General features: G+C 62.3%; 19 protein-coding genes and 1 riboswitch. Of the genes, 4 read left to right on the forward strand and 15 right to left on the reverse strand.

Going from position 1 to position 20940, the window contains the following annotated elements; translation table 11 throughout:
- Positions 1-57: 57 nt before the first annotated feature.
- A complete protein-coding gene (locus HX855_RS28085; RefSeq protein ID WP_177090361.1) occupies positions 58-546 on the forward strand; it encodes a hypothetical protein in 489 nt (162 codons plus the stop codon).
- Between the two features lie 28 nt (positions 547-574).
- On the opposite strand, the gene HX855_RS28090 is transcribed toward HX855_RS28085, so the two are convergent.
- Together HX855_RS28090 and HX855_RS28095 are read right to left on the reverse strand one after the other, a co-directional pair.
- Entirely contained in the window at positions 575-1573 is a 999-nt protein-coding gene (locus HX855_RS28090; protein ID WP_177090359.1) for an NAD(P)H-quinone oxidoreductase, read from the reverse strand.
- An 11-nt stretch (positions 1574-1584) separates the two neighbouring features.
- A complete protein-coding gene (locus tag HX855_RS28095) occupies positions 1585-2799 on the reverse strand; it encodes a YbfB/YjiJ family MFS transporter (RefSeq protein WP_177090357.1) in 1215 nt (404 codons plus the stop codon).
- A gap of 110 nt (positions 2800-2909) precedes the next feature.
- On the opposite strand from HX855_RS28095, the gene HX855_RS28100 reads away from it, so the two are divergent.
- Positions 2910-3785 carry a LysR family transcriptional regulator gene (locus HX855_RS28100; protein WP_177090355.1) on the forward strand — a complete coding sequence of 292 codons (876 nt, stop codon included), beginning with the start codon at positions 2910-2912 and terminating at the stop codon, positions 3783-3785.
- 78 nt (positions 3786-3863) lie between these two features.
- Here the strand turns inward: HX855_RS28100 and HX855_RS28105 are convergent, their stop codons facing one another.
- Entirely contained in the window at positions 3864-4682 is an 819-nt protein-coding gene (locus HX855_RS28105) for an alpha/beta fold hydrolase (protein WP_177090353.1), read from the reverse strand.
- A 141-nt stretch (positions 4683-4823) separates the two neighbouring features.
- Between HX855_RS28105 and HX855_RS28110 the strand changes: the two genes are divergently transcribed.
- Positions 4824-5891 (forward strand): NAD(P)-dependent alcohol dehydrogenase, encoded by a 1068-nt coding sequence (locus HX855_RS28110; RefSeq protein ID WP_177090351.1) that lies wholly within the window; start codon positions 4824-4826, stop codon positions 5889-5891.
- Positions 5892-6012: 121 nt separating this feature from the next.
- Here the strand turns inward: HX855_RS28110 and mntP are convergent, their stop codons facing one another.
- The 11 genes from mntP to HX855_RS28165 all read right to left on the reverse strand — a co-directional run bounded on the left by mntP (position 6013) and on the right by HX855_RS28165 (position 19359).
- Entirely contained in the window at positions 6013-6576 is a 564-nt protein-coding gene (gene mntP / locus HX855_RS28115) for a manganese efflux pump MntP (protein ID WP_177090349.1), read from the reverse strand.
- A gap of 10 nt (positions 6577-6586) precedes the next feature.
- Positions 6587-6753, reverse strand: a riboswitch (yybP-ykoY riboswitch).
- 41 nt (positions 6754-6794) lie between these two features.
- Positions 6795-7745 (reverse strand): oligopeptide/dipeptide ABC transporter ATP-binding protein, encoded by a 951-nt coding sequence (locus tag HX855_RS28120; RefSeq protein WP_177090347.1) that lies wholly within the window; start codon positions 7743-7745, stop codon positions 6795-6797.
- A complete protein-coding gene (locus tag HX855_RS28125) occupies positions 7742-8737 on the reverse strand; it encodes an ABC transporter ATP-binding protein (RefSeq protein ID WP_177090345.1) in 996 nt (331 codons plus the stop codon). The genes HX855_RS28120 and HX855_RS28125 overlap by 4 nt, the downstream gene beginning before the upstream one ends.
- Positions 8734-9633 carry a D,D-dipeptide ABC transporter permease gene (gene ddpC / locus HX855_RS28130; RefSeq protein ID WP_010173497.1) on the reverse strand — a complete coding sequence of 300 codons (900 nt, stop codon included), beginning with the start codon at positions 9631-9633 and terminating at the stop codon, positions 8734-8736. Before ddpC ends, HX855_RS28125 begins: the two co-directional genes overlap by 4 nt.
- 1 nt (position 9634) lies before the next feature.
- Positions 9635-10651, reverse strand: coding sequence for an ABC transporter permease (locus HX855_RS28135; RefSeq protein ID WP_177090343.1), 1017 nt, complete (start codon positions 10649-10651; stop codon positions 9635-9637).
- 159 nt (positions 10652-10810) lie between these two features.
- Positions 10811-12361: an ABC transporter substrate-binding protein gene (locus tag HX855_RS28140; RefSeq protein WP_177090340.1), complete on the reverse strand. Its 1551-nt coding sequence runs from the start codon at positions 12359-12361 to the stop codon at positions 10811-10813.
- A gap of 117 nt (positions 12362-12478) precedes the next feature.
- Complete coding sequence (gene ddpX / locus HX855_RS28145; RefSeq protein ID WP_177090339.1) at positions 12479-13021, reverse strand: D-alanyl-D-alanine dipeptidase; 543 nt, start codon at positions 13019-13021, stop codon at positions 12479-12481.
- 21 nt (positions 13022-13042) lie between these two features.
- Positions 13043-13897, reverse strand: coding sequence for a MurR/RpiR family transcriptional regulator (locus HX855_RS28150; RefSeq protein WP_177090391.1), 855 nt, complete (start codon positions 13895-13897; stop codon positions 13043-13045).
- A 230-nt stretch (positions 13898-14127) separates the two neighbouring features.
- Positions 14128-15735 (reverse strand): hypothetical protein, encoded by a 1608-nt coding sequence (locus tag HX855_RS28155; RefSeq protein WP_177090337.1) that lies wholly within the window; start codon positions 15733-15735, stop codon positions 14128-14130.
- A 64-nt stretch (positions 15736-15799) separates the two neighbouring features.
- Positions 15800-17536: a hypothetical protein gene (locus tag HX855_RS28160; protein ID WP_177090335.1), complete on the reverse strand. Its 1737-nt coding sequence runs from the start codon at positions 17534-17536 to the stop codon at positions 15800-15802.
- Positions 17533-19359 (reverse strand): tyrosinase family protein, encoded by a 1827-nt coding sequence (locus tag HX855_RS28165; protein WP_177090333.1) that lies wholly within the window; start codon positions 19357-19359, stop codon positions 17533-17535. Before HX855_RS28165 ends, HX855_RS28160 begins: the two co-directional genes overlap by 4 nt.
- A 159-nt stretch (positions 19360-19518) precedes the next feature.
- On the opposite strand from HX855_RS28165, the gene HX855_RS28170 reads away from it, so the two are divergent.
- A complete protein-coding gene (locus HX855_RS28170) occupies positions 19519-19983 on the forward strand; it encodes an Lrp/AsnC family transcriptional regulator (RefSeq protein WP_256353109.1) in 465 nt (154 codons plus the stop codon).
- Between the two features lie 129 nt (positions 19984-20112).
- Here the strand turns inward: HX855_RS28170 and HX855_RS28175 are convergent.
- The coding region (locus HX855_RS28175) for an integrase core domain-containing protein (RefSeq protein WP_178948039.1) at positions 20113-20940 on the reverse strand (828 nt) is incomplete at its 5' end.

Consider the following 20940-nt stretch of genomic DNA (forward strand, 5'->3'; position numbering starts at 1 on the left):
AGCTTTATGGCCTAAGGCCTGCACTTAGACCTGCCTCTTACAAGGAACGTAAATGCCATGGAAAAACCCATTGAAGTAAAACGTGCCATTCAGTGCGTGTTGCTTAGTTTTGCACTCGGGATTGTATCGATCCTGATGGACTTGCCCCGCCTGGAGATGCAAGGGCTCACCCTCGGGATGGCGTTTGTGGTGGCGTTGCTGGTATCGATTTTTCCGCTGATTCTTCTCTACAACGTTTACAAGGGCCGGAACTGGGCGCGAATCATTTTTACGATAATGATTGTGGCCGGATCCATATCGACCCTTTCAAGTATTCCTGGTCAGATCGTGCGTTCACCGTTGATCGGCATGATCCTTAGCCTCCAGACACTTTTACAGTTTTTTGCCGTGTGGCTGCTGTTTACCTGGCCGGGCAAAGGTTGGTTCATGAAGAACAAACTGCTGATTCATACGAGCGTGCGACGCGTCCAGCGGGGCGATTCACCGCCCGGCGAGGCGGGCGCGTCGGGCGGTGTTGACGGCTTGGCGACTGAGGACCGCCGGTGACGTTATAAACCGTTTTTCTCCCTGTTTATCAATCCACCCGCAACACAATCTTGCCGATATGATCACCACCCTCCATGCGTGCATGGGCCTGGGCGGCGTCGGTGTAGGCGTACACCTTGTCGATCATTGGCAGGCAACGCCCGGCCGACAGCACTGGCCACACGTGTTCGCGCAGTTGCGCGGCAATCGCGGCTTTTTCTTCCCGGGTGCGTGGGCGCAGCAATGAGCCGGTGACCATCGCGCGTTTGCCGAGGATCGCCAGCAGGTCGATGTCCTTGGCGCGGGCACCGCCCAGGAAGCCGAGCATCACCAGCCGACCTTCCATGGCCAGGGCGCTGATGTTGTTGTTCAGGTAGGAGCCACCCATGATGTCGAGAATGACGTCGACGCCCTGGCCCGCGGTTTTTTCAGCGATGACCTGGGCAAAATCCTGTTCCCGGTAGTTGATCGCTTCGGCCCCCAGCTCGCGGATGACCGCGCACTTATCGGCGCTGCCGGCCGTGGCGAAGGCCTCGATACCGAACTCGCGGCAGAGCATCAGTGCGGTGGTGCCGATGCCGCTGGTGCCGCCATGGATCAGTACACGCTGGTCTTTGTGTGCGCCACCGAGGCCAAACAGGTTGGCCCACACGGTGAAAAAGGTTTCCGGGATCGCCGCCGCCTGGATCCACTCCATGCCGTCGGGCACCGGCAAGGTCTGGCTGGCCGGCACCGCGCAATACTGCGCATAACCGCCGCCATTGGTCAGGGCGCACACCCTGTCGCCCAACGCGTATTCGCTGACGCCTTCGCCCAGTGCCACCACCACACCCGCCACTTCCAGCCCCGGGAACGGATTCATGCCGGGTTTCATCGGGTAGGTGCCGGCCCGCTGCAGGGCGTCCGGGCGGTTGACCCCGGCGGCGTGCACGCGGATCAGCACGTCGCCGGGGCCGACTTCAGGCAGGGGCTGCTGGCGCGGTTGCAGTACTTCGGGGCCACCGGGGGTGGTGATTTCGATCAGGGTCATTTCGTGGGGCATGTTCATCATCGGTTCCTTTATGCAGTAGGGCTGCACGTTTGGGCATGGGAAGAGGGGAGACGGTTCAATAAACGTGTCAGGGGTTCCAGCAACAGGGCGATGACAATCACCCCGGTGGCAACCATGAACAGCAGCGCGTGGTGGCCACCGCTCGCGTTAAACAAGGCCGAGTAGGCAAAGCCCGCAATGGCCTGGAATGCCGCGAACGAAACCGTCGCACGGCTCCAGGCGAGTTGTTGCAGGTGGTGGTTGGGCACCAGCTCGCGCACCCGTGCCAACGCCAGGGGCACAGAGCCGGGGGCGAAGGCGCCGATGATCACCGCGAGCACGGCCAGGGCGGTGAAGGAGCTGGCGACCGAGAGCAACGCGGCGGCGCAGGCCTGCATGGCCAGCACCAGCCGAATCGTCACTTTGGCCCCCAGCTGATCCGCCAGGAAGCCATAGCTGACCGGGCCGACAATCGCACCCAGGCCATACATCACCCAGATCATTGCCCCCACGTGCGCGCCGTCGCCGAGGCCGCGGGCGACATAGTCCGCCAGGAACATCATGGCGGGCACCAGCCCGGCCGCCATCAGGCCATATTGGGCAAACAGCAGGTTCACACTGCGCGGAATCACCGCTGAAGGGCTCTGTTCGACGGCGGTGTGCGATGCATCGGCGGGCCAGCCGAACCAGCTGGCCGTCGTCAACCCCAAGGATAACAGGCCCAGGCCGATCCAGGTTTGCTGCAGGCCCAGGCTGAGCAGCGGCGGCACGATGGTCCCAGAGCCTGCGACCCCAAGACCGATGCCCAGAAAAATTGCACCGCTGGCCAGGCCCCGGCGTGCTGCCGGCACGTGGGGTAACACGGTCGCCGCTACCAGCACCATGATCGCGCCACCGGCAATCCCCGACAGCAGGCGCCAGGCGAAGAACCAGAAGACTGACAGGGGGAAGCCACAGGCAAAGAATGCCAGGGTCACGAGCACCATCATCAGGCGCAGGCTGGTCTGGTTGCCGAGACGCTGGGCAATGGGGCGGCCCATCAGCGCACCGATCAGGTAACCCACCAGGTTGGCGGCACCGAGGTACACCACGTCGCTGGCGGAGAACCAATGCGCCTGAATCAACGAGGGGACCAGCGGTGTATAGGCGAATCGTGCCAGGCCGATGCTCACCAGGCTCGCACACAAGCCCGCGAAGATCGGCGGCCACATTGAGCGGCGGGGCGGTGTGTGGGTATCGGGCATGGTGGCGGTCCTGGGTATTTTCTCTGGCGTCCAGCATACCGAAGGATCTTGATGCAATAATGCTGCGATTACTCACTGTGCTGATGCAGATATGCATCATGGAGGGCCTGATGAATTGGGATGATGCCCGCGTGTTTCTGGCCGTGTGCCGCGAGTCCACACTGCGCGGCGCCGCGCGAGTGTTGGGGGTGGACCAGGCCACGGTGGGAAGGCGGATCAATGCCCTGGAGAAGTCCCTGAGTGCCACCCTGTTCCTGCGTACCTCCGAGGGTTATGCACTGACGGCCGTCGGCGAAGCCGCGTTGCAGTCGGTGGAAAAAATGGAACGTTCGGCCCTCGATTTGCAACGCCAGGTTCAAGGCCTGGATGACCGATTGACGGGCACCGTACGGGTCAGCACCACCGATTCGATGGCCATCGACTTCCTGATCCCGGCCATCGCCAGCTTGCATGACAAGCATCCCGAGGTGCGCGTGCAGTTGGATGCCTCCACCCAGATCCTCAGCCTGGCCAAGCGCGAGGCTGACATCGCGGTGCGCAACACCCGCCCCGACAACCCGGACCTGATCGCCCGCCGCATAGCCCGTTGGCCGCTGGAGCTGTTTGCCTCCCGCGGCTATATCGACCGCCACGGCGTGCCTGAACCGGGCAGCCTGTTTGAGGGGCATGACCTGGTGGTGTACCAGCCGTACTTGCAAAGCCAGAAAGACATGACCCTGGTCGGCGAACCCTTGGGCCGTGGGCGGGTGGTTGCGGAATTGAGTTCCAGCCTGTTGGTGCGCCGTTCCATCGCCGCCGGCCTGGGTATCGGCGAAATCACGGTGTACAGCGGTGAGCGGGACGGCCTGGTGCGCCTGTGGCCGGGGCGCACCCGGCCCTTGCCGTATGACGTGTGGCTGGTGACCCATGCCGACTTGCGCCATACCGCGCGGGTGCGGGTGGTGATCGATGAAATCGTGGCGGCATTTGCCGGCATGGAGGAATAGGTCAACACACCCTGGCAAGCGAGCGCCCGGCATTGCGCGCACGCCCGGCCAATGTAAGGAGCGGGTGGTTCCGTTGCGTCAGCGCTTCAGGAATGCCAGCAGGTCCTCGTTCAACGCTTGCGCGTGGGTCACCGCAAAGCCGTGTGGCGCATCCTTGTACACCTTCAGCTCGGCGCCCTTGATCATCTCGGCCGCCACCTTGCCGGTGGTCTCGAACGGTACGATCTGGTCGCCGTCACCGTGAATCACCAGGGTCGGCACGTCGATGGTCGCCATGTCCGGGCGGAAGTCGGTTTCCGAGAAGGCGGTGACGCAGTCCACGGTGGACTTGAGCGAGGCAAGCAGGGCGACCTGCAAGGTCTGGGTCAGTACACCGTCGGAGACTTTCTGGCCCTTGTTGATGCCGAAGAACGGGGTGTTGAAGTCGGAGATGAATTGGGCGCGGTCCTTGAGCAGCCCGGCCTTGATGCCGTCGAACGCCTCGGTGGGAACACCCTGCGGGTAGTCGGCTTTCTGGCCGAACAGCGGCGTTACCGCCCCCAGCAACACCAGGCCGGCCACGCGGGCGCTGCCGTGGCGTGCGATATAGCGGGCCACGTCGCCACCGCCCATGGAAAAGCCCACCAGGGTCACGTCGTGCAGGTCCAGGTGGTTGATCAGTTCGGCGATATCGTCGGCGAAGGTGTTGTAGTCGTTGCCGGTCCAGGGCTGATCCGAGCGGCCAAAACCACGGCGGTCGAACGCGATGGTGCGGTAGCCGCGGCTGCTCAGGTACTCCATCTGGTATTCCCACATGTCGGCGTCCAGCGGCCAGCCGTGGCTGAACAGCACCGGTTTGCCGGTGCCCCAGTCCTTGTAGTAGAGCTCGGTACCGTCGTGTGTGCGTAGAGTGCTCATGGCAATACTCCTTGGGTGAGAGGGCAGCAAAGACTATAGGCGCAGAATCGGATGAGGTACTTGTATGCCTGTGCTCGATTGAACGATTCAGCCTCTATGCTGATCAACTGACTTCAACGTTTGAACAAACAGGTGAACGAAATGGCCAAGACTTACAGCTACGCCGCTCGTGACTCCAAGGATTCACTCAAGCCCTTCACATTTGAACGCCGCGCCCCCGGGGCCGATGACGTGCAGATGGACATCCTCTATTGCGGCGTCTGCCACTCGGACCTGCACACCGTGCGCAACGAATGGAAGAACACCCTGTACCCGTCGGTGCCGGGCCATGAAATCGTCGGCCGGGTGACCGCAGTGGGCGCCAACGTGAGCAAATTCAAGGTAGGTGACCTGGCCGGCGTCGGCTGCATGGTCGACAGCTGCCAGGCATGCGAATCCTGCGCCGAGGGCGAGGAGCAGTACTGCGAGAACGGTTTCACCGGCACCTACAACGGCCCGGCGTTTGGCGGCGAAAACACCTTTGGCGGCTACTCGGACAATATTGTGGTCAAGGAGAAGTTCGTCCTGCGCATCTCCCACGACGAGAGCAACCTGGCGGCCGTCGCGCCGCTGCTGTGTGCGGGGATTACCACCTATTCACCGCTGCACCACTGGAACGTCGGGCCGGGCAAGCGCGTCGGCGTCGTCGGCCTGGGTGGCCTGGGCCATATGGCGGTGAAAATCGCCCACGCCATGGGCGCCTACGTGGTGCTGTTCACCACCTCGCCGAACAAGCGCGAAGACGGTTTGCGCCTGGGCGCCGATGAAGTGGTGGTGTCGAAGAACCCGGATGAAATGGCCAAGGTCGCCAACTCCCTGGACTTCATCCTCAACACCGTGGCGGCGTCCCACAACCTCGATGCGTTCCTCAACCTGCTCAAGCGCGACGGCACCATGACCCTGGTGGGCGCCCCGGACAGCCCGCACCCGTCGCCGACCGTGTTCAACCTGATCTTCAAGCGCCGCAGCCTGGCCGGGTCATTGATTGGTGGCATCCAGGAAACCCAGGACATGCTGGATTTCTGTGCCAAACACGGGATTGTCTCGGACATCGAGATGATCGACATCCAGCACATCAATGAAGCCTACGAGCGCATGCTCAAGGGCGATGTGAAGTACCGGTTTGTGATCGATATCGAGAGCTTGAAGAAAGAAAAACACGCGGCCTGATCACGGCCACTGTAGGAGCGAGCTTGCTCGCGAAGATCGTCAACGATAACGCGCCCAGTCTGATTCGGCGCGGTGCCCTTGAGTTCTTCGCGAGCAAGCTCGCTCCTACAAATACAGCGTTTTAGGCCGACAGGTGCTCATACAAAATCGTCGCACCCACCAGCATCAGCACCACGCCGCCGACCATCTCGGCGCGCTTGCCCACCACCGTGCCCAGCACCCGGCCGAGCATCATGCCGATAGTCACCATGGTCATCGTCGCCACACCGATCGCCGCCGCGGCCACCAGGATATTCACGTCCACAAACGCCAGGCCCACGCCCACGGCCAGGGCATCAATGCTGGTGGCAAACGCCGTCACGGCAAGGATCATGAACGAGTGCTGGCTCGGTTTCTCTTCCTCTGGGTCATCGGCCTTCAAGCCGTTGTAGATCATGTGCAGGCCCAGGGCGACGAGCAGGGTGAAGGCGATCCAGTGGTCCCACTGTTCCACCCAGCGGGTGGCGGCCTGGCCGATGGCCCAGCCGATAATCGGCGTGATTGCTTCAATCACACCAAAGATCAGGCCGGCCCGCAGGGCTTCGGTCAAACGGGGTTTGTGCAGGCTGGAACCTTTGCCGATGGCCGCCGCAAAGGCGTCCGTGGACATGGCAAGGGCGAGAAGAATGAGGGAAATGGGGTTCACGGTAAGGCTTCCAGTCGGGCTATATGAGTCAACGACACAACCACACGCCCGACGTTAGGCATGGATGTGTCGCTGGTCTCACCAACCAAAATGGTGTTCGCACCACGGCATGTTGCCGAGAATGTTGATACGAACGCTTCGAGAATCCGAAGCAGGCTACTCCCCAACGAGGGGGCGGATCATAGCCAGGGCAATATGAAAATTGTGTTAAACGGCAATCACGGATGTTCCAGGTGACACCGCACCTGCTGACTCATCCCCCCCGTCAACCGCTGCGGTCGCTCACACCCTTGGGTACGCCGCGGGCAGCGGTCCAGGAAAAAACACCCGCCCGGCAACACCCGGTTTCCCGGCAACTCCGTCGGCGCGCTGACATACGCATCATCCAGCGCCACCCCCAGTTTGGGCACGGCCTCCAGCAACAGCTGGGTATACGGATGCTTCGGCTGTTCCAGCACCTGCTCGGCACACCCCAGTTCCACAATCTGCCCCAGGTACATCACCGCCACCCGGTCGGCCATGTGCCGCACCACCGACACGTTGTGGGAGATCAGGATGTAGGTCAGCCCCAGCCGGCGCTGCAACTCGGCCAGCAGGTTGAGGATTTGCGCCTGCACCGAGATGTCCAGCGCCGAGGTGGGTTCGTCCAGCACCAGGATGCTCGGGTTGGAGGCGAGTGCGCGGGCGATGGCGATGCGTTGGCGCTGGCCACCGGAAAACTGGTGCGGGTAGCGGTCCAGGTATTCGGCGCGGATACCCACTTGGGCGGCGACCTTGGCGGCGATGGTGCGCATTTCGCTCTTGGGGGTGTCGCCGAGGGCGAACAGCGGTTCGGTGATGATTTTCCAGATGGGCAGGCGCGGGTCGAGGGACGATTGCGGGTCCTGGAACACGATCTGCACGTGGCGATGCCGTTCACGGGCGCTTTCATAGACCCAGTCCACTTCGCCGCCGCTGGGTTTGACCAGGCCCATCAGCAGTTGGGCGAGGGTGCTTTTGCCGCAGCCGGACTCGCCGACAATGCCCAGGGTTTCCCCACGGCGCACTTGCAGGTCGATGCCATTGAGGGCGTGGGCGTAACCGCGCGGGCGGCCGAGCCAGTCGGTTTTTACCGGGAACTTGACCCGTACATCCCGCAGGGCCAGCAGTGAATCCTGGGACACTGTCATTGCACCGACTCCCCGGCAGTCAGCCAGCACGCGCTTTTGCGGGTGCCGACAGGGTTGATCAGATCCAGGCGCGGGCGCTCGAGGCATTGGCTCATGGCCTGTGGGCAGCGTTCGCGAAAGGTGCAGCCTGAGGGCAGGGCGGCCAGGTTGGGTACCTGGCCGGGAATGGTCAGCAGGTCGTCACCGGGTTTGACTTGTTCCGGCAGGCCGCTGAGCAGGCCCTGGGTGTAGGGGTGGCGCGGGTCGCTCATCACTTGGGCGGTGGGGCCTTCTTCCACCACGGCGCCGGTGTACATCACGTACACCCGGTCGCAGAACTGCGAGACCACGGCCATGTCGTGGGTGATCAGCAAGATGGCGGTGCCGCGTTCCCGGGCTTTTTCCCGCAGCAGCAACAACACCTGGCGTTGCACGGTGACGTCGAGGGCGGTGGTGGGTTCGTCGGCGATCAGCAACTGCGGGTCGCAGGAAAACGCCAGGGCGATCATCACCCGCTGGCGCATGCCGCCGGAGAGTTCGAAGGGGTAGCTGTCGAGCACCTGTTCGGGGTCGGCGATGTGCATGTCCCGCAGCAGGGCGACGGCCTTGGCGCGGGCGTCGGCCTTGCTCAGGCGCTGGTGGTGGATGATCACGTCGAGCATCTGCCGGCCGATGCGCCGGGTCGGGTTCAACGCGGTCATCGGCTCCTGGAAAATCATCGCCGCATCACGCCCGCGAATCTGCAACAGCTCTTTCTCGCTGGCCGCCAGCATGTCGCGGCCCAGCATCTGCAAACTGCCGGCGGTGATCCGGTAACTGCGCTCTGGCAGCAAGCGCAGGCTGAGCATCGCGGTCACGGATTTACCGGAGCCGGACTCACCCACCACGCCGACGACTTCGCCGGGGTTGACGTGCAACGACACGCCGTTGAGCGCCTGCACATTGTTACGGTAAGCCGGGAACTCCAGGCTCAGGTTATCGATGGCAAGGACTGCCGGACTGGACATGGTCATTTCCCCTGTTGCCGTGGGTCGAGCAGGTCACGAACACCGTCACCCAGCAGGTTGAAACCGGTGGCGGTGACCAGGATCGCCAGCCCCGGAAAGGTCGAATACCACCAGTTGTCGAGAATGAAGTTACGCCCGGTAGCAACCATCGCGCCCCATTCGGCGGTGGGCTGTTGCGCCCCCAGGCCGATGAAGCCCAGGGCCGAGGCCATCAGGATCGCGCTGCCGATGTCCAGGCTCAGTTGCACCAGCAACGGTGGCATCGCATTGCGGCCCACGTGCCATGACACGATGTGCCAGCGCCCGGCACCGAAGGTCTGGGACGCCTTGACGTAGCCCATCTGCCGGATGCTCAGGGCCTGGCCCCGGGCCAGGCGCACGTAGAACGGAATGCGCACCACGGTGATCGCCAGCATCGCGTTGAACAGGCTCGGGCCCAGGGCGGCGGCCAGGGCCATGATCAGCACCAGGGACGGCACCGACAGCATGATGTCCATCAGGCGCATGATCAGGCTGTCGAACCGCCCGCCGATAATCCCCGACAGGCAGCCCAGCAGCCCACCCACCAGGCACGATGAAAACGCCACGAACAGGCCGACGCCCACCGACTGGCGGCTGCCGTACAGCACCCGGCTGAACAGGTCGCGGCCGACTTCATCGGTGCCAAACCAGTGTTCGGCCGAGGGCTCGGCGAGACGTTGGGCCAGGTTCAGGGCGTTGGGGTCATGGCTGGCCAGCCACGGGGCGAACGCCATGCAGATCAGCACGATCAGGGTGATGGTCAGGCCGGCAATGGTCAGCGGGCTGCGGCGTATTTGATAGCCCAGGTATTCCAGACGCGCGCGCCAGGTGGGGCGCTGCTCCAGGGGCACCGGTACGGGCATGGTCACGGGAGCGGTCATCTCAATTTACCTCGCCGATGCGCGGGTCCACCACGCGGTAGAGCAGGTCGATCAGCATGTTGAGCAGCACATAAATAAACGACACCAGGATCGCGAAGCCCATCACCGCCGGGAAATCCAGGGACTGGATCGACTTCACCACATAGGCGCCCATGCCCGGCCAGGCAAATACGGTCTCGGTGAGTACCGCGCCGTAGAGCAGGTCGCCCAGGGTCAGGCCGAGCACGGTGATCGACGGGATCAGCGCATTGGGCAAAGCGTGGCGCAGGATGACGGCCCAGCGCGACAAACCGTAGGCGCGGGCGGTGCGGATATAGTCTTCGCCCAACTGGTCGAGCATCGCCGAGCGGATCTGCCGGGCGACCACGCCGAGGTTGACGAAACCCAGGGTGACAGCGGGCAGGATCAGGTGCTCCAGCGCATTCAGGAACAGCGGGATATTGCCGGCCAGCAGCGAGTCGATCAGGTAGAAACCGGTGATCGTGGGCGCAGGTTCCAGGCCTTCATCCAGCCGGCCGCTGCCGGGCAGCCAGCCGAGTTGGCCGTAGAACAACACGATCAAGCCCAGGCCGAGCCAGAACGCCGGAGTGGAAATACCGGTGACCGCCAGCGTTCGGGCGATCTGGTCGATGGCGCGGTTGTGATACACCGCTGACAGCACGCCGAGCGGTACACCCACCAGTACCGAGAGCAGCAGGGCGGCCACCGCCAGTTCCAGGGTCGCCGGGAAAAAGGTTTTAAGGTCTTCCAGCACCGGGCGGCTGGTGCGGATCGAGGTGCCGAGGTCGCCGTGCAGCAGGTCGCTCATGTAGCGGCCGTATTGCTGGTACAGCGGCAGGTCGAGGCCCAGTTGATGGCGGATATTCTCGACGATGGCGTCGCTGGCCCGGTCACCGGCAATCAGGCGCGCCGGGTCACCCGGGATCAGGTGGGAGATGCAAAAGGTAATCAGCGAAACGCCGACCACGACCAAAATCAGGCCGAACAGGCGTTTGCGCAACATATTCAGGAAGGCCATGAGTACCTCGGTAAAGCAGGACGGGCAGCGTTCCACTGTAGGAGCGAGCTTGCTCGCGAAGATCGTCAATGATGGCGCGCTCATGCTGAATGAACGCGGTGCTCTCGGGTTCTTCGCGAGCAAGCTCGCTCCTACAGGGGTATCGAGATCAAGCGGTATTTACTTACTGATCTCAGCCACGTTAAACACCTGCTCCAGCATCGGATGGAACACATAACCCTTCACCGAATCACGCATCGGCAGGGTGTAGTTCTTCTGGTACAGGTAGGCGTACACGCTGTCCTTGAGCACGATCTTCTGTGCTTCCTGGTACAGCTCGGTGCGCTTGGCCGTGTCGTTGTTGGCCGCCGCCTCGCGGATCAGCTTGTCCACCACCGGGTTGCTGTAGAACGAGCGGTTGCCCGGCAGCCCTTGCAGGGAGGAGTCGAACCAGAAGTTCATGTACATGTAGGGGTCGGAGAAGTCCGGCGCCCACGAGCCGATCGACACGTCGAAGTCACCCTTGCCCAGGCGTTCGCGCATGGTGGCGTTGGCCAGTTTTTCCATCTTCAGGTTGATCCCCAGCGGCGCCAGGCTGGCTTGCAGGGTCAGGCCGATGGATTCCCAGTCCGGGTCCTTGTCGGAGTACATGTAGTTCAGGGTGGTGATTTTTTCCGGGAGTTTCTTCAGGTTCGCGCCGGCACCGTCCAGGTCCTGTTTCATCAGCGGCAGGCTCGGGTCATTGGCCCACATGCCGGCGGGAATCGGCCCATTCATCAACTTGGCCTGGCCCTTGAGGATGCCGTCGACGACGCCTTTGTAGTCCACCGCATCAACGATCGCCTGGCGGGCGTTCTGGTTGTTCAGCGGGGCTTTCTGGTTGTTCAGGTACAGGTAGGTCACCCGCAGTGACGGGAATTCCTTGATCACCACGTCTTTCTTTTTCGCCAGGTTGGTGAGCTGGTCCTGGGGCATGTCTTCGGCGATGTCCAGGTCACCCCGTTCCAGTTGCAGGCGGCGCACCGACGCTTCGCTGATGATCTTGATCACCACCTTGTTCAACGCAGGCTTGGGGCCGGCGTAGTAGGTGTTGGGTTCCAGGGTCAGGCTCTGGCCTTTCTGCCAGTTGGTCAGGCGAAACGCACCGGAGCCTGCAGTGTGGGTGGAAAGGTAGGCGTTGACGTCACCCTGTTTCACCACGTCCGGGTTGATGATGCCGGCGCCGTTGTGGGCGAGGGTGTAGAGGAAGGGCGCATAGGGTTTGGTCAGGGTGAAGCGCACGGTCATCGGGTCGACCACCGTGACCTTCATGTCATCCGGGAACGCGCCGGACGGGCCTTGCTTGAGCTGCATCACACGGTCGAAGGAGAACTTCACCGCATTGGCGTCGACGTCGGCGCCGTCATCGAACTTGTTGCCGGGCTTGAGCTTGAAGTCCCACACCAGGCCGTCGGCCGAGGTGGTCCAGCTGTCGGCCAGGTCGCCCTTGACGTCGGTGCTGCCCTTGCCGTTTTCGACTTTGTAGGCCACCAGTTTCTGGTACGCCGGGTACGTCACCGCCCAATCGTTATTGTCGATGGTCACGGCCGGGTCGAGGGTTTGCGGGTCGGCCGCCTTGCCGATCATCAGTGTGTCTTTGGGGGCGGCGGCACTTGCCGATTGCCACGCGCCCAGGCTCAGGGCGGCGCACAGCAGGGAGAGTGCGAGGGTCTTGCGGTTGCTTGGGGTCATGCCGGTTTCCTTGATTATTTAGAGGAAAAAGCGGGTTGGTTTTTTTTTATGAAATCTATAACCGGGCAGTTGGTGCTAAAGGGTGCAGCTCATTATTGTGATGGTACGGTCCTGGGGTCAGTGGGACTCCTCAATTAATGGGAAAAGTTCGGCATCCGGCAATTCGTAATGCCACCACTCGGTGGCAATCGCCTTGAAGCCGGCACCGAGCATGATCCCCAACAGCAGCAGGCGGTTGCGCTGCACCTGCGGGGGCAGGTCGGGGTAGAACTGATGGGACTTGGGCTCCATGGCATCAAAGGCCGTGCCCATGTCCAGGGGTGTGCCGTGTTCATCCAGCAGCGTCAGGTCGACGGCCACGCCACGGGTGTGGTGCGAGCCCAGCCGCGGGTCGCGCACGTAGTCCGGATCGGGCAGCGCCTGCCACAGCAGTTGCTGGGCGTAGGCGGGGCGATAGGCGTCGTAGATCAGCAGCGTCATGCCGGCCTGGCGGGCCAGCAGGCTCGCCTTGCGCAGGCAGGCGGCGGCTTCGGTGTGCAGCAGGCAACGGGCGTTGCGGTAGATCACGGTGCCTGCCAGGTTGTCGGCACTGGCGTAGATCAGGTCGACCTGTACCGGGTAGTCCGGTGGGGCGATTTCTACCAATGGGCTGGTATTCACTCAAGCATTTCCTTTAACGGGTCAGGATTCGAACTGGCCGAAGGCCTGTTGCAGGGCGCGGTTTTTCGCCAGGCGTGCATCCAGGCGCTCGCCGTAGCGGTCGGCGACGGCAGACACCATCAGGTTGAACAGGCACGTCAGCGGCGCCATGGAGTCCCAGAACTGGCCCACATCGGTTTTCAGTTGCAGCAGGTCCAGGTCGTAGTCACGGGCCCAGGGGCATTGCACATCGGTGATCAGCGCCAAGGGTAGACCCTGGGCATTGGCGGTCTCGCAGAATGTAGGGGTGATGCTGGAGTAGGCGCGAAAGTCCGCCGTGATGGCGTAGGGTTTTTCAAAGCCGGAGTTCAAGGTCTCGGCATAGATCCCCGACAGGCCATCGACGTAATAGACCTTGGGGCGAATGTATTCCAGGTGACTGTGGAAGGCGTTGAGGATGCCCCGGGTGGACTGGATACCGAGGATGAACACGGCGTCGGCGTCCACGATGTGCTGCACGATCTCGGCAAACGTGGGGCTGCGGGCCAGGCCGTAGACGTGCTGGATCGCTTCGATCTCGCGGTTGAGCGAACGGTCGAGGGCGTCTTCCTGGTCGTTCTCCTGGCGAAAGGCGCCGAGGCGGTCGGTGATCAGCCAGGACGCTTGGGGGTCGCCACGCAGGTCTTGTTTGACGTCATCGAGGTTGCGATAACCCAGGGTGCGCAAAAAGCGCCCAACCGAAATCCCGGTGGTGCCGGCTTGATGGGCGATGCTGTCGGCGGTTTCGAACGGTAGCTGCTGCAGGTTGCCCAGCAGGTAGGTGGCGATGCGCTTGCCGGTAGGCGTCAGCGTCGGGAACTGCTGTTCCAGCGTGCGCTGGAAGCTGTTTTTATCCATGACGTTTTCGCGAGTGCCGGGCATTGATGTTACTCAGGTTTCATGATTTTGATGTCTGTTAGAAACATAACATCCGTTATTGCGATAACACAATGGCTTTTTTTCGGGTGGGTACGCAGGGGGGGGACAAGGGATAATCAAGGCCGCAGGGGGGGGCTCCGAAGTACCCGAGGTATTGCGTGGTTTCGATGCATTGGGGCGATCATTGATCGCCCCTTTTTTCGTCTGCTTCAGGGCTGGTCCTTGAGGGTCTCGAATGCCTTCACCCGCTTGACCAGGCTTTTCTTGCTGGCCGAGTCGGCGCTGTTGAACAGGAACGAAAAGTCCGAGGCCAGGGTGCCGCTGCCGGCGATGGTCGCGTACTGGTGACAGGCGTTGCAGTTATCGCCCTGGACGTAGGTCTCCAGGGTGGTGTTGGCCACGGGCACATTGCCCTGGCTGATAAACGGCCCGTAGGACAGCGGCACCTGCGCCTTGACGCCCGGTTCCGGCTGCGTGGGCGGGTTGGGGGTGAGGGTCCAGAGCACGTTGATCAGCTTGTAGTACTGGAACACCGACTGGCCCTGGCTCTGCTGGGCGAAGTTGGCCTGTACCGCGCCGTTCAGGGCCTGCAGTTCGGTGGGCAGCGGATGTTCCCGGGTGGTTTGCACCGGTTGGTCCCGTGGAAACGGCTCGGTGCAGTCACGATCGGGATGCTGCTGTTTGCACTGGATTCGCGCCACGTTCGGCGTGCATTCGGGGCCGGTGCCGCAGTTCGGGTTGTTGAACGCGAAGCCGTCCGGCGGCGTTTGTTGCGCGGGCACTTGAGCCGGTTCCGGGACGTTGTCCACCTGTTCGAAGGTGGTCCAGATGAAGTTGGGCGAGGCTTGGGTTTTATTGATGATGTGCAGGCCCACCAGCCCCACCACTTGTTGGGTGCACTGCAAGGTGGCGGGGTTTTTGAGCCAGGCGACGGTGGTCAGGTAGCGCCCGTAGAGCTCGGGTTTGCCGGTAAGGATCCGCCAGGCGGCCTTGACCTCCAGGGCCCCCAGTTGCTCCTGTGGCACCGGGTTGGGCGGCAGCGAGCGCATGGGTTCACCGATGGGCAGGGACAGCCCGCCCGGGTTCTGGTTGTCGAGGTTCTGCGCCACCTTCAACTGATTGGCGGCGTCGTACAGCCCTTTGCTGACGATGTAGTCAAACTCGGCCTTGCCGACCTTGCGTTCAAAAAACACCAGGTTCTGCGACTGGTCCGTCAGCCAGCCGCCGGAGGCTTCCATGATCGGGTCCGGAATCGAGGCCAGGGTGCCGCTGGACAGGTGAAAACCATGCCGCGCGTTGATCGCGCTTTCGGAGGTGGCGGTCATGAACTTGCGCGCACCCACCGACATCGCCCTGAGGCTGCCCTGGGTACTGCAGTTGGACGGCACCAGGGTTTGCACGCCCCAGCCGCTGGGCACGGGCGCACCGGGCAGGAAGATATCGTTGGCGTCCTTGTAGCTGGCCCACACCGGCGCCACGCTCATCGGCTGCCCGGAGGCGGGCGGCACGCCGAACTGTGCCAGAGTGCTTTGCATATCGGGCTCGCCGGCGAGGGCGGGGGTGGCTGGCCAACCGGGGTTCACCGGCCAGTTCAGGGCAATGAACAACTGCCAGCCAAAACAATTCATAAAGCTCTGGCCGGTGGCGTTGAAATTGTTGACCGGCAGGAATCCACCGCTGGCAGGGTTGAACACCAACTGTTGCTGGACGCAGGCGTCGGCATCGGACTGGGGGGTTGCATAGGCCGACTGCACGGCAAACAGGCCCAGCACCACACTGGTCAGCAGCGATAAAACACTCAAGCGTAACCTGGACATCATCGCGCTCCTTGCATGAAGGTAAGCCGCACCCTGGGCGGGTGCGGCTGAGGGTGCATATCGGTCAGGCGCCAGGCACCAGCGCCAATCCGGACTCCCATGGGTGCTCTGCCGCGCTCGGGTTGGCGGCTTCGGCCGGGTTGAGGGCGCGCACTGTCACCAGTCCGGGTGCCGCGGTGGGGCTTACGGTGATGGTCAGCAGGTAACCCTGGGTGCCGCCGGAGTTGGTCTGCCCGGGGATGGCCGAGGCATCGGGCAGGAACTTCGTGACCACCGCCGTGACGCCGGGATTGGAAAACTGCACCCGCGCCGTCTCGGCGGTGGTCTTGAGGTCGGCGCCTTGCACCACCAGGGCAAACTGCCCGCTGGTGCCCGGCGCCAGCCATGCCGGCAGGTCGGTGGGTGACTGCCCGTAGAACAGGTCCAGCGGCAGCAGTTGTACCGGCCAGGGTTGCACACCGTTGACCCGATCGGTCACGCACGGGCAGGAATCCGGCGTCGGGCTGATGGGCGTGGTGGTCACGCTCAACCCCACCAGCAGTTGCTGGGCAATCACCCACACATAGTCGATGGCCTGGCCGCTGATGGTGATGTCGTTGATCGAGAACCCGGCGCTGACCGGCACTTCAAACACCGCCTGCAGGATCTGGTCGGAGCCGTTGACCGCGGATTTGGCGGCGCCCCGGGTGATTTTCCAGTACTGGCTGACGTCCTGGCCTTGCGGGCCTTTCCAGGCCGAGAAGTCGGTGGGTTGTTGCAGGTACAGGCCGATGGGGTTGGTCAGGGACAGCCGGTTATTCACCGCCACGCTGTTGGCCGAGAAACCGATATGCGGGTCGGAGTTGCGGTAGTTCTGCCCGTATTGCGCGCAGCAGATCAACGCCTGGGAATTCTGGCTGCTGCTCAGTGGCCGCAGGATGGTCGCGGCCGCGGCCAGGTACACCTCGGCACTCAGGGTGTTGGGGCCGGAGGTCAGGTGCATCGCACCGCCGTATTGGCCGGGCACGCAGGCGGTGCCGGCGTTCCATTTGTTCACCGTGTCATAGGCTGGCTGGCCGGTGGTGGGGTCCATGACCGGGTCGCCGGCGTTGCCCGTCGGGCAGTTGACGGTGTAGCGCAGGTAGAGGTCTTCGAGTTGCACCTGGGGGTCGATGTAGTCGCGGTACAGCCCCAGCACGGCATTTGGATCAATGCGCCACATGGCCAGGAAATACGCCGGGTTTTCGCAGGTGAAGGTGATCTTGCGCATGTTGCCGTTGGCATCGCGCACGATGGACCACTCACAGTATTCGTCCAGCCAGCCGCGCGGGCCCGAGGGCGAGAAATCCTTGTACTTGCCTTGCCAGTCGATGCTCGGGCAGCGGGTCACGGGCAGTTGCAGCAGGGTACCTTGCTTGTTCGGATCGTAGAGGGTGTACAGGGTGTTGTTGAGGGTGATCTGGCCGTTGTCGGTCAGCTCCATCACCTGCTGCAGCGTCATGGCCTTGCCGCCCAATTGCGGAATCACCGCCGTGCCATTGTTGTAGAAGAACGTCCACAGCCGGTTGGGGAAGGGCGCCCAGGTGATCGCCGGCGGCGTGGTGGGGCCGTAGCCTTCCACCAACGGGTTGTAATAGCCCGAGCGCGGCGCGTCATTGAGGCCCGACCACGGGTTGCCGATGATCGCAGACTGGGTCCAGCCGGTGAGGTCGTTGTTCCAGTCGGTTTCAAACTGCGGCAACTGGTTTTCCAGGCCCAGTTTGTTGTAGTCCTTGGGGGCCTGCCCGGCGGGGGAGGTGAATTGTTTGAAGGGTGTGCTCATGTCGGTTCTCCAGGTGGTGGGGTGGTGGAAACGGAGCAGCAACCGGCGCCCGGGGCGGGGCCGGCAATGGCCTGGCGCGGGTCATCCCACACCAGTTGGGCGATAAAGCCTGGCAGCGGCGCGTATTCATCCGGCGTCAACACCCGGGCGCTATCGAGATGGGTGACCACCACGGACAACTGCGTGGCATCGGTGGGCAGGAGCTTCAGCACCTTGGCGTTGCGGGCGGCATTCAGCGCGCGGGACACGCCGTGGGTGATGCAGCGGCCCTTGTCATCCACCAGGCCCATGCCGATGCGACTGAAGCGCCCCACATAGTGCGGATTGTCGGCACTCACCTGCTGCGGCGTGGCGTCGGGCTGGTTGAGGAAGACGTCGATCAGGTAGGTGTCGTGGGTGCAGCGCACATGGTCGAACACCACCCACGGCCCAAGCCCTGCGGCGTTGTTCGTCGCCGGGGTGGGCGTCGAACTGTGTTGGCAGCACGCTTTCGCCGCCGCCTTGGATGCGCCAAATTGCGGAGCCACAGGCGTGCCGTAGTCGTAGCCGATATGCCGGCTGTCCTGGGCCATGTCACCCAAGGTGGTGTAGCGCCAGGCGTCCGCGCTGGTGAACGTGACGGTGCGGGCCTCGCTCCCGGCAAACGGCTGGAGCAGGCACTGGGTGGTGTACTGCGCCGCCGGGTTGGCGCGGATCCAGACCTCCAGCATCCGGTCGATATTGGCGTGGTAGGAGCTGAACACCGGGTCGAAGGCGGTGTAGGCGTTGTCGGCCATGTCGCCGCCGATCCAGCCGTGATAGTTGTCGTGGGGCTGCTCGTAGAGCCCGTCGAAATTCAGCGCGCGGTTGGGGTACAGGTCGTCTTTCTGCGGCGGGTCAAACACCGGAATGTTCGCCCACGGATAACCCGGCACGCCCTGGGGCTGGCTGAACGAGGTGAACTGCAGTGCGTCGACCACTTGCTGCTGGAAAATCCGGCTCATGGCGTACAACGCGGTGCGTTCCTGCCGGAAGGGCTCGCCCTGGGTGTAGAACAGCGGGTTGCGTTGCACAAAGCGGCAATCCACCCCATTGACCGCGCCCCGGGCACACACCTTCGAGGTGCCGTCCTTGGCGGCGGCGTAACGCAACGGGTTGGGCCGCACTTCACCGGTGTGCGGGTGCACGTAGGTTTCATCGAGAAACGCCTGGGGCAAACCGGCCTGGGGGCTGCCGTCGACACTGGCGTCTTCGGCCATCCAGTCCCAGTAGGGAATCGGGCAGTCGATCAGCGCTTCCAGGTACAGCAGATACGCGCGGTGCCACAGGGCAAAGGCTTCCTGGTAATGCAGGCACCAGTTGGTGTGGATATAGGCGTAGCGCTGCCACGGCGAGCCGCTGTCGGGGTCGGCCACCTGCATCACGTCATCCAGGCGTGAGCGGTACAGGTTCAGTTGATCGAGGCTCAGGGCGCGGATGTCCTGGCGCACCCGTTTGACCGGGTGGGGCAGGTCGGGCGGGGGAATGCGCTCGGCGATATCGAACGGTGAACTGGGGGTCAGGCGCCAGCCCTGGTTGACCCACAGCCTGAAGGTTTCCAGGGCGTCGATGGGCCAGAACTGCTGCTGGTCGAGGGTCAGCGGCATACTGCGGGAGGCCAGGTGCTGGTAGATGGTTTCGGACCAGGTCTTGACCGAGGCCGGGTCTTCGAGGAACACGAAGTAGGCGTTCATGCAGCCTACCCAGGAGGCGGCGACGGCGGCGCGTTGTGCGGGGGGGATCCAGTAAGGGGCGCTGAAGAGGCCGTGGATATCCGTGGCCCATGTCGGTTTCGCGACTATCATAAGATCCCTCTCATGCCGCCCCGGTGCCTGATTTGGCTGGGCTGCTAAGCTGGATTGATGGTAGTGCGCCGCTGCGCAGGATTTGTGCAAATTGGCGGGGTTTTACGGTGGATTCATTGCAGTTTTTTCAAGGAAGATATGGAAAAAATGACAGATGCCATGGATTTGAAAATTCTGGGGAAGTTGCAAAGGGATTGCAGCCAGAGTCTGGAGTTGCTGAGTGACAGTGTCGGGCTGTCTTCGACCAGTTGCTACCGGCGTATCAGGCGGCTGGAGAGTGTCGGGATTATCAAGGCGAAGGTGGCGGTGCTGGATGAGCGTAAGCTTGGGATCCAGGTCACGGCGTTCTTTTTGATAAAGCTTGATAGGGACAGCAATGACATTGACCGCAAGATGCAGCATATCCTGGCGAATCACCCGGAGATTCAGGACTGTTATCTGCTGACCGGGGAGTTTGATTTTGTGATGGTGGCGAAGTTTCGGGATGCCACGGAGTACACGGATTATATCTATCGGTTTTTAGATATTTACCGGGATATTCCGATTCGTACTTATTCGTCGACGTTGGTGGTGCGGACGGTCAAGAAGTCTTATGAATTGCCGTTGCCTTTGTCGTTGGTGTGATTGGGGTACATATCCGTTGCTGCGGTAACGGCCGCCTATGGTTCCGCTCTTACAGCGGGTCACTTTTGGCAAACGCCCTGTACGGACCGGACACATGGTGGACACATGTGCGGGGACATGGTTGACACATTATGGCCCGTAATCAGGTTTGTTCACGTCGATAGTCCGCAAAAAGTGATGGCAGAAGTAGACGTCAAATAGCCCCTCACCTTCAGGCTTGGGGCGTATTGCAATGTGCTGCCCAGCCAGGCCTTTGGCGATGCTGAAATAGCGGTTCTGGAAGCGAAATCGGCTGTGATAGGCCTTGGCCAGCTTGTCGTCCGGTCCGTATTCAAACTCTGGCAGTTGCTGCGGATAAGCCCAGGGACTGGCCCGATACCGATCCATCGGCACCTTGTAATCCAAGGCTTGATGAGGTCGCTGCTGGTTATAAACCTCACGCCATCGGTCAAACGAGGTTTGAGCATCCCTTAGTGTGGAAAAATGACGGCCATCTAGCACTTCAGCCTTCAGTGAACGATGAAATCGCTCAATTTTCCCATTGGTCTGAGGGTGGTAAGGGCGACTGAAACTTATCCGAATTCCCAGGCGAACCAACCAGATACTCAGCTCCGTAATCTCCCCTGGATTGCGCGGCGATCCCCAGGGCGCGCCGTTATCGACGTTGATCCGAACCGGTAAACCATAGCGCTGGAAAACCTCGATCATTTTCTCTTTCACCGTGGTCCCACGTTCGTTATCACAAGCTTGAATCGCCAGGCTGAATCGAGAATGGTCGTCCAGCAGGGTCAGGGGATGGCATCGGCCTTGTTGCGTCGCGAAATGCCCTTTGAAGTCCATCTGCCAAAGGTCATTAGGCGCTGCGTGCTCGAATCTCAGCGTTGCTTCTTGCACCTTCTGAGTGGGTTGAATCAGCCGGTGACGATGCAGGACATTGGTGACGGTGCTGGGGGCAAT

It is taken from the genome of Pseudomonas sp. IPO3778 (genome assembly GCF_013386825.1).
Classification (GTDB): Bacteria; Pseudomonadota; Gammaproteobacteria; order Pseudomonadales; family Pseudomonadaceae; genus Aquipseudomonas.